Raw genomic sequence first — 12,356 nt, 5'->3', positions numbered from 1 at the left:
TTCGATCGTTTTCACGTTAATGTCCTCCTGCAGTTTTAATATCTACTAATGCGCCGCCTTTCGGCTGCAGGCGTTTAAACACGATCAGCAATACAATAAGAATTGCAATAGGTATAAGTGATAAATAAAATGCTGTTTCACCGCCATAAGCCTGCGATAAGTTGCCGGTAATGATGGAACCTGTTGAACCTCCCAATGCAGAAAACACAACGATCAATCCACTCATAGCACCGTGCCGATGTGAAGGAAGGTTGCTTAGAATAACAGAGTTGATAGCAGGGTAGATGGGCGCAAGAAATAAACCGATCAACGGAAATGCAAATGCAACAACAGGAACATCAGCAAGTGTTTCTTTTACACCGGGTGCAATATTAGCTGCCATGGGCATTGTAATGAGAACCACAACACCAGCACATAACAAGCAACCAAGTAATACATAAATCCAGTCAACTTTTCTGAGAATGATCCCTGCAAGCAAGCGGCCTAATCCAATAAATGCAGAGAGAATACTTGCAAGCTGTATGCTTAAGCTGGTAGAAATATTCAGCACATCTTTATTGAATGTAGGCAACCAACTCATAATACTCTGTTCAATGAGTACATAAAAGAATGCACTGAAAATAAATACAAGTACCAATGGCAGAACAACCAGTTGCAGCATCTCTGTAAAATCATTCGTTGCCGATTTATTTTTCTCTGCTTCTTTAATCGACGACTCATCGAGTTTGGTAGTAAGCAGCAAAACAAATGCTGCAGCAGCTAACCCGCCGAGTATGTAATAGGTGTTGAACCATGTTACAGATTTCGGATCGCTGTTATCAACCATTGAAGCAAACAGGAAATAACCCGACAGCACACCAACCATAAAAAACGATTCAAGGAAATTCATAAAACTGAGATGTTCGCTTTTCGATTTTGTTACCAATCCTATTGTTGCGAACACACTCACTTTTATTAATGCAAAGCCAATACCTGCAGCAGCAAACAACATCTTCGTCATATAAAATGTTGGAAGCGATGGAATGCTTAAACACATTACGGCAACCAGTGCCAGTGCAATAAGCATGGTGCGTTTATAGCCGATCTTGTTTACATACGATGCAATAAGGAATGAAGTAAAAGCAATGCTCATGTCTTTAAAAGCTTCAAGCACGCTTGCAGAGCTTTTACTTACATCAAAATTATTCTGCACCTGCAGTATAACAGTACCAACACTGTTAAGCAGAATAGCGAACACGAAATAATTAAGGAAAAGCGAAAGCTTAATGCGGAAGGTTGACATGGCAAGTAGTATTGAATTTAAATATACCCGATACTATGCACTTACCAAAGCAATTACACTACAAAGAACCGCCTTTTACCAACATTGATTCTATGCAAACGTTTTCGGCAACAGGTTCGCCTTTTAAACGACCAAGCATTTGCGAAAAAGCCTGTTTGCCTAACTTATAACCACTGGTTTCAACATATGTAACAACAGGATTAAACAACGTTGGAATAAAGCCATTACTGATGCCGATAACAGCAACATCATCGGGTACTTTTAAATTAAGTTGATGTATTGCACGCATTACTCCAATTAAGATTAAATCGCCCATGCAGAAAATAACATCCGGAGGATTGGATGATCTGAATGCATTCAGTACAATTTTTTCTGATGGATCGGCCTGTTCGGGATAATCAACCGATACAATTGTATCCGGCGAATTTGCTTTCATTGTTTCAACAAATGTTTTGCAACGCACTTTTGTGATACTTAAATGCGGATGACCAAACAAAGCCAATACATTTTTCTTTTTCTTTTCAATGATGGCTTCTGCTGCAATGCGTGCTGCATCAGCATCGCTTAAACAAACTGTGTACACTTCTTTTTCTTCGGGCACACGATCAAAGAAAACAACAGGCACATCCATATCTTCCATTTTTCTGAAATGAGCAATGTCTTCTGTTTCGATCGATACAGTTGCAAACAAACCCATCACCATATGTTTGCGAAAAATAGAAACGTTTGCAACTTCGGTTGCAGCACTGTCGCCCGATTGCATGATCAATACTGTATAGCCGAATTTTCTTGCTTCATCTTCAACAGCTGCAATAAACGAATCGTAAAAAAAATTAGTGATCGATGGAACAAGTATACCCAGCACATTACTTTGTTTGGTGCGAAGCAATACTGCATAGCTGTTGGGTTCGTATTCCATTGCAGCTGCAAGTTCTTTTACCTTAAGTTTTGTAGATGCAGAAATATCCGGATGATCCTTTAATGCCCGGGATACAGTTGAAATGCTGATACCAAGGGCTTCGGACAATTTTTTTAGTGTGCTTTGTTGCATGCGTATATCATTAATCAATAGTAGCCTAAAGATAGCTTTTCCTGCAGCATTACAAAAAGAAGGTATTAAAACAAAACTCCCCTGTAAAACAGGGGAGGAGAATTTATACTACTGATAAAAGATGAATAATGTTAATTTGCTCCATCGGCATTGGCTCGTGTAATGGCATAGCCGCCAATAACGTTACCGCATTTCAATCCTTCTTCACAATCGCTGCGGTAATGAATAGCACCATACAAACGAGAAAGTGATGCTTCTCTTGCCATTGCTTCATATGCTGTTTTACGATCAGGATTAATGCGACCAAGAATTGTTGCTGCTGCTCCGCTGAATGTGGAGTGACCACTTGTATAACTTGGAAAGTTGGGCAAACCTGTCCATGTTTTTATTTCAGAATTTACCTGCGATGGCCGTGGATTAAAGTAAAAGAACTTTGCATCCCAACAGGCAACAGCTGCATCCATCATACTCATGTTTAATAAAGCCATGTTGCGTGCCCAACGTACTTCACTAAAACGTTTTGCAATAAAATCATCTGCAGCAATTGCGTTCCAGTGACCGGGAGGTGTATGTGTTGCCAAACCATCGGCCCAGTAATGCACAATAGCCAACTGTTCACGTGTTGCGTTTTTACTATAGTGCAGCACTTCTGCCACTTCCTGTTTAAACTTTTCTGATTTGGTTGATGGTGGCGGACCCGGACGAATACTTGTAACCATCGTTAACGAATCGAACAACCATGTACGCACACGACCGAACAACGGTAACATGGGAGGACGCTTAGGCGACTCCTGGCTGATCCATGGTGTTTCGCCTGTTGCAGCAGTTTGCGTTTCCATTTGCTGCCACAATGTTGCATTGCCAACTGCAGCACCGGCTCTGTCGCCTCTTGCACGTGTAACAAATTTTTGTGCAACCAATCTGCCTAATGCTTCACCTGCTTCAATATCACTGCGTACATTCATGCCGGCCATAATTCTCGTATTCTTATGTTCTGTTGCCAGTTGTTGAATAGCTGCCTGTTCGCTGGGAAAAAATAATTTCAACATCTCCACCATCACGCCGACAACTACCGCATCTTCACTTGGGTAAGATGGTAAATCTGATTGTGGTAATAAAGTAGTGATCGTATTATTGATCTTGTAAGGCGCTAAGCGATTGTATAATTTTTTATAATGCCATGCAGCCACCAATGCATCGTATTGCGCAGCGCTTACATAAGCATAAGCACGTGATGCGTACGGCGGATTAGCAAACGGAAACTGCGGATTGTTAAACGGATTGTTTGCATCGGGCACAGGATAAGTACCATCAGGATTTTGATAAGGCGGCAGATTATATTTTGCCACCAAGCCACGCATGATTTCGTTCCAGCGAAATACTGCACCGGCACTCCAATAATTCATGCGTTCTTTTTGTGTACCCGTCATATCTTTTTGATAACCCTTGATCTCATTCAATTCTGCAGTATAACCGGGACCACTTGCTGCACCAGGTGCTGCAACTGCAAACTCATCGGGGGCAGTAAGTAATATGGGCTTCCATGTGCCGGCATTTGCATCAATGTTCGACGGATTTAATGCCGGTGCATTTTTTGTTCGTTCCGTAATTTCTTTACTGCAAGATGCAACTGCAACAGACAGTAACAGTACAGCAGTAATTTGTTTTATGTTGATATACATTGTTTCGTATTTACTTGTATTAAATCAGTTTGCTCAGCATTAAGCTTTCTTTTCTTTCTTGTTTAAGTTGAAGACATAGAACACTGCTCCATTAGCAGAAAAACTTTGTCCCATGTTTCTCCCGGCAACAACCTGGCTTGCGCCACCTGTTAACGAAAGCTGCGGCATTTTTTTGAACACATACTTTACATTAAACCCAAGCGATGTGGCGTTCATACGGTTGCTGATAAACGGCATGTTGTTTTGTGTAATGTCGAAACCTCCTTTTGTTGTCCAGTTATTTAATACAGCTTCTGCAATTAACCATTGTGTGCGGTAGCCTGCACGAATGTTATAACTGGTTGCATTGGGCATATCCACTTCGTTTGAAAGAATAAACCGATCAGTATAATACGAATCACGATCGAGTGTAACCTTGCTGCGCCACACATAGGTAGCCGATGCTGTTGCAAACCATTTATTATCGTACTGATAGTCCAGCATCAATCTTGCCATTGCAGTTTTACTTTGCATGCCGATGGATAAAGGCAATAGGTCGGCTGTGTAATTACTTATGGGTAACGAACCGCCCAACAAACCAATTAAAGCAACACGGCTATCGCCGATCTTTTGATTGATTGCACGATACTTCAGCATCAGACTCAGATCCTGCATGCCTCTTTGTCCACGCAATGTTCCTACACTTGCTTTAGTAACCACGTACGGAACATTAAATAATGCATTGAGTTTTTTGGTAACACCGTAGTTACCCATTACTGCAAACATTTGTGTAGAAACTGTGCCGAGATTAAGATTCTCTCTCTTCTTTGTTCCTTCCCAATAATTTTTCCAGCTGCTGTATGCATAACCGGGGCCAACGCAAAATGCGTTCTTCTCCATCATAATGGCATCAATATCTGTTTGGGCAGATGCCTGTATTACCGCAGTACAGAACAGTATAAGTCCTAAAAATTTTTTTGTCAATTCCATTTGATGATTGTTTTACAACTTCTTTGCTTCTACTAAGAATTAAAAACGAACGGTGCAACCGATATTGATGGAATAATCGGCAAAGGCAGCATCGCCCTGTGCAAATACACCGGTGATTTTTGTACGTTGTTTATCGGCATAGCTCTGTGTGCGGTTTTTGCTGAACCAGTAAGGAACAGTTGCAAACAGGTTTACTTTTTTCATTTGATAAGCAACACCTGGCTCAGCACCAAAAATGCGGCCCGGTCTGCGGAAACCACTGCTTCCTCCCATAATATCTTCAGATGGTACTGCTTCTAAACGCACACCTGCTGATGCAGAGAATGCACCCAGCATTAAATTCAATCCACCACGAATCATGTATTGATCGGGTACACTCATAACACTGCTGCCATATAAAATATTGGTATTGCTTGTTGTTCCTCCACGTGCTGTTGATACACCATTGTGTTCACGTGGGTTGCTGAGATAATAAAAATTACCATAAGCACTCAGTTCTTTTGTGAATACATAATAACCATTCAACTCTAATGAAATACCTGTACCACCATCGCCTAACTGAATGGACTGATCAACGGGGCCAAGCACTTTTGTTGAATCATTTTTCCAGAAGAAATCGTTGTAACGATAGTCGCCTGTTGGCAATTTCAATCCCAAGCCCACTTGTATATTTCCTTTTTTGCTTTTTATTGGATCAAGCATCCAGCGATAAGCAGTAATACGAACATCTCCAATGCCGAATGATGTTGTTTCTTTTCTTGCATTAGGACTTGTACTGCTGTTTCCATAATGTTCATACATCGATGAACGGCGGTTGGAGATAATGGGCACATTTACTGCAATAGACATGCGTTTGTTGAGCTTGCGTGCCAATGTAAAATCGACGGCATGTTGCCAGTTACGTACATCTGTTCCTTCAGCAACACGATGTTTTTGTTCTTCAGTTCCTACAAAATGACGGAATGAATGAAAATAACGGTAGCCGGTTGTCAATTGCCAGTTGTGGTTATCTGCTGCGTCTTCTCCTGCATGGCTACGTGTACACATAGCACCATTGCTGCGTACGGCAACACAACCTTGTGCAACTAATCTGTTTGTTACAGAAATGAAAACTGAAAAAAATAAAGCAATTGCTATCAATAGTTTTTTGTTCATAATTGTAGTATTTGGTTGTTGATTGTTTGCAGGTGTCAGTTAGCTCTCAACTTAATGCGTTGAACGATCAATTCGCCAATTTGCCTGCCTGCTTTTAAGCCTTCATCGTTATCAAAACGATAATGAATACCTCCGTACAGTCTCGACATAGCAGCTTCCGCTGCTGCTGCACGAAACGATTTTACTTCACGGTTGGCGATACCAAACTCCAGCAGCGATGTATCTGTAAATGATAACTGATCGCCAAACCACGATGTCATGGTTTCGGCAGCTGCGGCAGAGTTGGTTGCATGGCCGCTTACATAAGAAGGAAAAGGCGGTGTTTGGATATATGGCCGCCATTCCTGGCTTACATATTTGTTAATTGCTGTTTCAGGACGTACATAATTGCTCTTGTATTTTTCTTCCCATCCACGAATGAAGGCATCGAAAAATGCAATAGAAGTAAGCGCATACGCACCAACAGTTGAATTAAAGTCGGCCTTTGCTGCTTTTGCTGCAATGCCAACAATGTTTAACCAATGGCCCGGAGGCGAAAACTTTTTGGTGGCAAACATTACATGTCCGCTCACATTCATTTTAAACGGATTATCGTCCCAGAAATCAGCAATATGTTTTTGTTCTTCTGTTAAACTATCACCCACGTTTTTAACTTCCATCATGTATTTGTAATACACACTGTTATTGTTTGCAACATCAAATACAGGCGGACGTGGAATTTCAAACTGTGAAGAACTGTCTAATACCATTGGTCGAATTTTACTCCAATGCGGTTCAACCGCAGTGGCGTACATAGGTGGTGTAGGTACCCAACGGCCGTTTTCCTCACGAACAGTGAATTTTTCAGCACCTCGTGTTTTTGCATAATTATCCCCTTTGCTCCAACGTAATACAGCTGCAGCAATGCTATCCGAAAAAGCAATCGTATTCTCTAACATGTCCGACGGCATCCCGGCCGAGTCGGCATTATGTTTTAACTCATTGTAATACTCCATCATGCTTCCCTCTGGAAAGGTAACAGCATTACCAACTTTTGTTAACGCAAATAAAGCAGCCAGTGAAAAATCAATTGGTGCTTTTGTTGTATCGGGCTTAGGCATTGCAGGCATATGTTTTATTTGTCCGCTCATGCTTCTGTAATTTTTATCGCCTGCAGCTATACATTCATAAGCTGCAATGTTTGCATACACATAATTACGTGCAGCGATCATTGGCGGAAAATTATTTTCCAATACGACATTGTTTAACTTCTTAACCGTTTTACTATATAATAAAGGGTCGTTGGTATACGCTTTATAATCTCCTTTCTGTTTACACGCAATCAGGAATACAGCAATTACTGCTGTCAATACAATTTGTTTCATCTGAATAATCTGTATTACTCTATCTTTTGAGATAGTACTCGTCTTACTTTTTAGAATATGTTCATTATCTGCAGCTGCAGTAGTAACAGTACTCCCGTCTCACCCGGGTCTACTGTTGAAAGAGGTATGCTTTTGCATTTACAAATCTGTAAGCTTGTACGTTTTAATGTAACGTTCTGCCACCCTCATAGCAGAGGCGAAACAACGACACAATTGCAGATGAGTAAATTTCAGAAAAGCAATCAAGCGAAAATTTCAGGAGGTTGTTCTGCTTTAAGGAGATGTGCAGAAAGTGTTTTGCTTGAAAAGGTTTGGTTAAATGGCGCTTGTAATTCGTTTAACGCATCGAGCGACCAGTTGGCTAACTGCTCGCAATATTCAAATGAAAATGCTTTGTAAGATGGTGCAGGTTGTTTACCCGATTTTTCAGGCGATTGTGTTTGCAGATCGTTCACCAGTTTAAAGAAATTTTCACGTGCATTCAGTAAACGGGCTTTGCCTTCGTCGGGAATACATTTGTAAATCATTTCACCACCTTCCAGTTTGCGCTCTACGTATTTGTAGTGCATACCGTTGATGGTGATCTCACCGCTGACACGTTCAAATTCTTTCCAATCGGTTTGATAAGGTAAGCTTACCGGTGCACGCACTTCAATCAATGCACTTGCATCATAGTCGTTGTTATCAATTTTTTGTTCAAAACGGGAATCTGCTTTTTGCTGTACGTAATCCATGACAAACCGGTAACCGAACCAGTTAAATAGTAGTATGGAGAGAAAAAATATGGAAGCAAAAATTCTCAACAGCAATTCGTTAGTCCTCTAAAGATAGAGTAATTCATTGATGTTAAGCACATTTAACGAAGGAACTATTTGTAAAATATTTTCGTACGCACCGAAATCGTTTGCAGAAAAATGACCCGTGATGGCAATGGCTTTCATACCTGCTTCCAGTGCTGCTTCAATACCCTTTGGAGCATCTTCAAACACGATGCAATGTTCGGGTGGGGTGTTCAATTCTTCAGCCAGTTTAAGCCATGTTTCGGGGTGAGGCTTGCTGAGCTGTACATCATCAGCGCCAACTATTGCACTGAGGTAACGACGCAGATCAAGTTTATCCAATGCAAAATCAATATTGGCCTGGTTGCTGGCTGTACCAATGCCCATGGGAATGTTTTTCGCAAGCGCTTCATCTAAAAATTCTCTTGCTCCTTCCAGTACGGTTATTTCATTTCCGTATAATGCACGATAGCGTTCTTCTTTTGCAGCCACTATCTCTCTTGCTTCTTCTTCTGTAAAATTGCTACCTGGTACAATTCTTCTCATCAATTCTGCACCATTGCCATATAGTTGATTCATCAATGATTCTCCTTCAAGCGGGCTGCCCATTTCCTTTACCACTATTTGCCAGGTTTTGAAATGTGCAGGCATGGTATCAATTAATGTTCCATCAAGATCGAAGAGAAAAGCTTTAGTCATGCTGCAAAAATAAAGCTGTTGCTATGTTTCCAGCTGGTTTTTGTAAATGAGATCTCTCCTTCGTCGAGATGACGACACTCCGAGTAGTTCAACAGGTCAAAAAATAATAAACATCTTTAACCCGTCATGTCGAGGAACGAGACATCTCAATAAATTAAGGAGTTGCCAATATGTATAATCGTTTGAGTTGAATAGAATATAGATTAACAAAATCCTACTTCCTATTCACAAACGTTTTCTTCTGCACACCAACACCTGTAATCGTTACACTCTTCCAGTTAGCAGGTAATACTGTTTTGATTTGTGTGATACCCGTTGGCGTAATTTCCAAGCCACCAAAACCCATCAACACACTTTGTAAAATACCACCTGCACCTGTAGCAAAGTAAGGATTGGTTCCTCCCTTCGTTTCTGCAATTACACGAAACGGTGGATTGAGATTTGGAATGAATGCATCTTTAAACCAATGATAGGCTTTTGTTGCATCACCAAGTCTTGCATACAAAGTGGTGAACACCGCCTGCGTCATTGCTGGTGTTCCTTCGTTTGGCACACGTTGTTCATAGTATTCCAAATCTTTACGGATCGTTGCAACATCTTTTACTTCTTTCAACGGATATGCAAGCAGATTCACATCGGCCTGTTTAATGCCTTCACCATTGTAGCTTGCATGTTCTTTTGTAACAGCATCCGGAAATTTCAGCACAGGAATATTGTTTGCCACATTCATCCAATCTGCATTTGGAGCAATGCCCAACAACTTTGCTGCTTCTGTTGCAAATTGTAAGTTGGTTTTTGCTGCCGCATTTGTAAATGCGTTGTTATCTACATTCTCCGCCCACTCATCTGCCGCCACTACATTCTTAATATCATACTTGCCCGCACCATTTCGTTCAACACGACTTGCCCAGAAATCGGCCGTTGCACTGAGAATAGGATAACCTTTTTCTTTCAACCACACTTTATCCTGTGTTACACAATAATAATTCCATGCAGCTATTGCCACACATGCAGTAATATGATGTTCGAACGGACCACTCAATGCCCACACCGGTGTTTCTTCAACTCCTGTTTCCGCACTTTCCCATGGAAACATCGCTCCTTTAAATCCTTTGCTGAATGCATTTCGTTTTGCTGCCTCCAATCGTTGATAACGATACTCAACCATGCTTTTTGCGAGTTCAGGTTTTAATACAAGCAATGCCGGATACATCCATAATTCTGTATCCCAAAACACATGGCCGTTATAACCCAATCCGCTTAATCCCATTGGTGATGGTGATAACGCAGTTCCTTCTCTTGTAAACGAATACAAATGATAAAGCATGCTGTTTATATCCTGCTGATCCTGTCCCGCTGTGGCGGGATCACCTTCAATAATAATTCGACTACTCCACAATTCATCCCATGCTTTGTTATGAAACTGTAGCAGGCGTTCTCTTCCTTCGAGCTTTGCATAAATGGTTAAACGTTCTGCTTCGTTCAACGGATCATCATGATGTGCTGATGTAATAGATGAACCTGCAATAGAATAACGATACGTTTCACCTGCTTTCAGTTGTTTGCTGAACTTGAGCAAATGCATATTGTTGTCCCACATTTCATGGATCACTCTTGGTTCGCTGCCATGATGTTCAGAAAATAAAAATGTATTGCTGGCACACATCAACAATTTACCTGTAGGACTTTTGGCTGATGATGTAAGCAGGCTCATGGTTACATGAGGACGATCAATTTCGTTGTAATAATTCTGTACATCTTTCAACGCATCTGGCGCTTCCATTACACTTGCGCCTGTAATATTGATGTTTGCCTTTGCAGTAATGCTGATGTCCATCAACACTGTAAACGGCAAATGACGCAATGAATAATACGTATAAGTTACAGTTGCTTTATCTGCATAATCAAATGTTGTTGTAAAGCTGGCGTGCTGCATATCCAGTTCCTGTTTCATATTAGCAGCCGACTTTGCATCGATGCGTTTGCCATCAATTTCCAAATAGCTGTTGAGCAAATTAAAGCTGCGTAAAAAATTACTAACCCTTCCCCGACCATACAAATCATACGCACCGGCAAGCACTACATCTTTTACTTTAAACGGTTCGGGTGATGATACAACACCGATCATTCCGTTTGCAACTGTAATGCCGTAATAATTGGATGGATCAATTTTATCGGTTGAAATTCTCCAGGGATCGATCGTTTGTGCAGAAATTGAACAGGTAGTAAAGAGCAGTATAAACAGCAGCAATTGTTTCATGGCAATCGTTTTTATCATTCGTACAGGAAAGATAAACAGTAAAGCACAAAGAAAACAGGCTTGAATTTACGATTAGAATCTGCAAACGTTTGCTATGGATTACTTGTTTCAATGTAAAAAGAAAGCGCCTTTTCTGCACTCGATTTCACCTAAATTGCAGATGCTTCAAACGTTTTGTCTGATGAAAAGATTACTGTTGTTTGCTTTTACTTTAGTTCTTGTTGCTGCTGTTGTATTCTATTTCCGTATTCCACAAAAAGAAAGCTACAGCTACAAAACAGTATTCCGTTGTACCAATAATGCAGCAATGCGTTTACTGCACGACAGTACACAATGGAAAAACTGGTGGGCGGGTAAGCAGGAAAGTAATTTGATGTACAGTTTTAACCATCGCAATTATCGTTTTCAGCAAATGACACTACCCGGTATTGAAACAAGAACACTTGCGGGTACCGATTCTGTAACAGCATACTTTCAGACCTTTCCTTACAACGTAGATTCTGCTTATTTTGAATGGAGCTATGCATTTGCATACAGCAGTAACCCGGTAACAAAGATCAGACAGCATTTACAACTCCGTTCGTTGAAAAAAGATTTCAAACAATTTCTTGCTGCTGTAAAACCATTTTTTGAAGATGAACAAAATACCTATGGTATGCGTGTGGAAACTCAACGTGTAAAAGATTCTACACTTATTTCGTTGAAGAAAACATTCGATCATTATCCCGACACAGAAGAAGTGTACAGCATGGTAACTGCTGTAAAGAATTATATTAAAGCAAAAGGAGGTGAAGAAAGCAATGCGCCGATGCTGAACATTTTTTCTGCTTTGAATAGTCAGTACGATGTAATGGTGGGTATTCCTACAAAAGCAGATGTTGCAGAAGAAGCTCCGTTCATCCGCAAAAAAATGATCCTTGGATATATTTTAGTGGGTGATGTAAAAGGAGGTATTGCAACAGTAGCTGCTGCCGAAAAGCGTATGGCCGATTATGCTTTCGATCATCAACGTACTGCACCGGCCATTCCGTTTCAATCGCTCATTACCGATCGCATGCAGGAAAAAGACACGAGCAATTGGATCACCCGCATTTATTATCCTGTACTTTATTAAG

The 12,356-nt window shown here is 40.8% G+C and carries 10 protein-coding genes; 1 reads left to right on the top strand and 9 read right to left on the bottom strand.

Translation table 11 applies throughout. The features are described from left to right. Nucleotides 1-16: 16 nt before the first annotated feature. From ESA94_RS10505 to ESA94_RS10465, 9 genes are all read right to left on the bottom strand, one after another. Complete coding sequence (locus tag ESA94_RS10505) at nt 17-1,282, bottom strand: MFS transporter (RefSeq protein WP_129130842.1); 1,266 nt, start codon at nt 1,280-1,282, stop codon at nt 17-19. 58 nt (nt 1,283-1,340) lie between these two features. Next, nucleotides 1,341-2,309, bottom strand: a complete 969-nt coding sequence (locus ESA94_RS10500) for a LacI family DNA-binding transcriptional regulator (RefSeq protein ID WP_164972703.1) — start codon at nt 2,307-2,309, stop codon at nt 1,341-1,343. Nucleotides 2,310-2,464: 155 nt separating this feature from the next. Further along, on the bottom strand, nt 2,465-4,015 hold the full coding sequence (locus tag ESA94_RS10495) for a phosphatase PAP2 family protein (protein ID WP_129130840.1): 1,551 nt from the start codon (nt 4,013-4,015) through the stop codon (nt 2,465-2,467). Nucleotides 4,016-4,054: 39 nt separating this feature from the next. Then, the gene (locus ESA94_RS10490) at nt 4,055-4,984 is read right to left on the bottom strand and encodes a transporter (RefSeq protein ID WP_129130839.1); all 930 of its coding nucleotides are present in this window, start codon (nt 4,982-4,984) and stop codon (nt 4,055-4,057) included. Nucleotides 4,985-5,023: 39 nt separating this feature from the next. Next, the gene (locus ESA94_RS10485; RefSeq protein WP_164972702.1) at nt 5,024-6,139 is read right to left on the bottom strand and encodes a hypothetical protein; all 1,116 of its coding nucleotides are present in this window, start codon (nt 6,137-6,139) and stop codon (nt 5,024-5,026) included. Nucleotides 6,140-6,174: 35 nt separating this feature from the next. Beyond that, nucleotides 6,175-7,503 (bottom strand): vanadium-dependent haloperoxidase, encoded by a 1,329-nt coding sequence (locus ESA94_RS10480; RefSeq protein WP_129130838.1) that lies wholly within the window; start codon nt 7,501-7,503, stop codon nt 6,175-6,177. Between the two features lie 242 nt (nt 7,504-7,745). Beyond that, a complete protein-coding gene (locus tag ESA94_RS10475; protein ID WP_129130837.1) occupies nt 7,746-8,237 on the bottom strand; it encodes a hypothetical protein in 492 nt (163 codons plus the stop codon). An 87-nt stretch (nt 8,238-8,324) separates the two neighbouring features. Continuing rightward, a complete protein-coding gene (locus tag ESA94_RS10470) occupies nt 8,325-8,981 on the bottom strand; it encodes an HAD family hydrolase (protein WP_129130836.1) in 657 nt (218 codons plus the stop codon). Between the two features lie 214 nt (nt 8,982-9,195). Then, on the bottom strand, nt 9,196-11,241 hold the full coding sequence (locus tag ESA94_RS10465; protein WP_129130835.1) for a glycoside hydrolase family 65 protein: 2,046 nt from the start codon (nt 11,239-11,241) through the stop codon (nt 9,196-9,198). 181 nt (nt 11,242-11,422) lie between these two features. Here ESA94_RS10465 and ESA94_RS10460 point away from each other — a divergent pair, with 181 nt between their 5' ends. Further along, nucleotides 11,423-12,355 (top strand): GyrI-like domain-containing protein, encoded by a 933-nt coding sequence (locus ESA94_RS10460; RefSeq protein WP_129130834.1) that lies wholly within the window; start codon nt 11,423-11,425, stop codon nt 12,353-12,355. Nucleotide 12,356: the final 1 nt, after the last annotated feature.

Origin of the sequence: Lacibacter luteus, assembly GCF_004118265.1 — a bacterium.
Lineage (GTDB): Bacteria > Bacteroidota > Bacteroidia > Chitinophagales > Chitinophagaceae > Lacibacter > Lacibacter luteus.
This window is presented reverse-complemented; position numbering and strand designations above follow the sequence as displayed.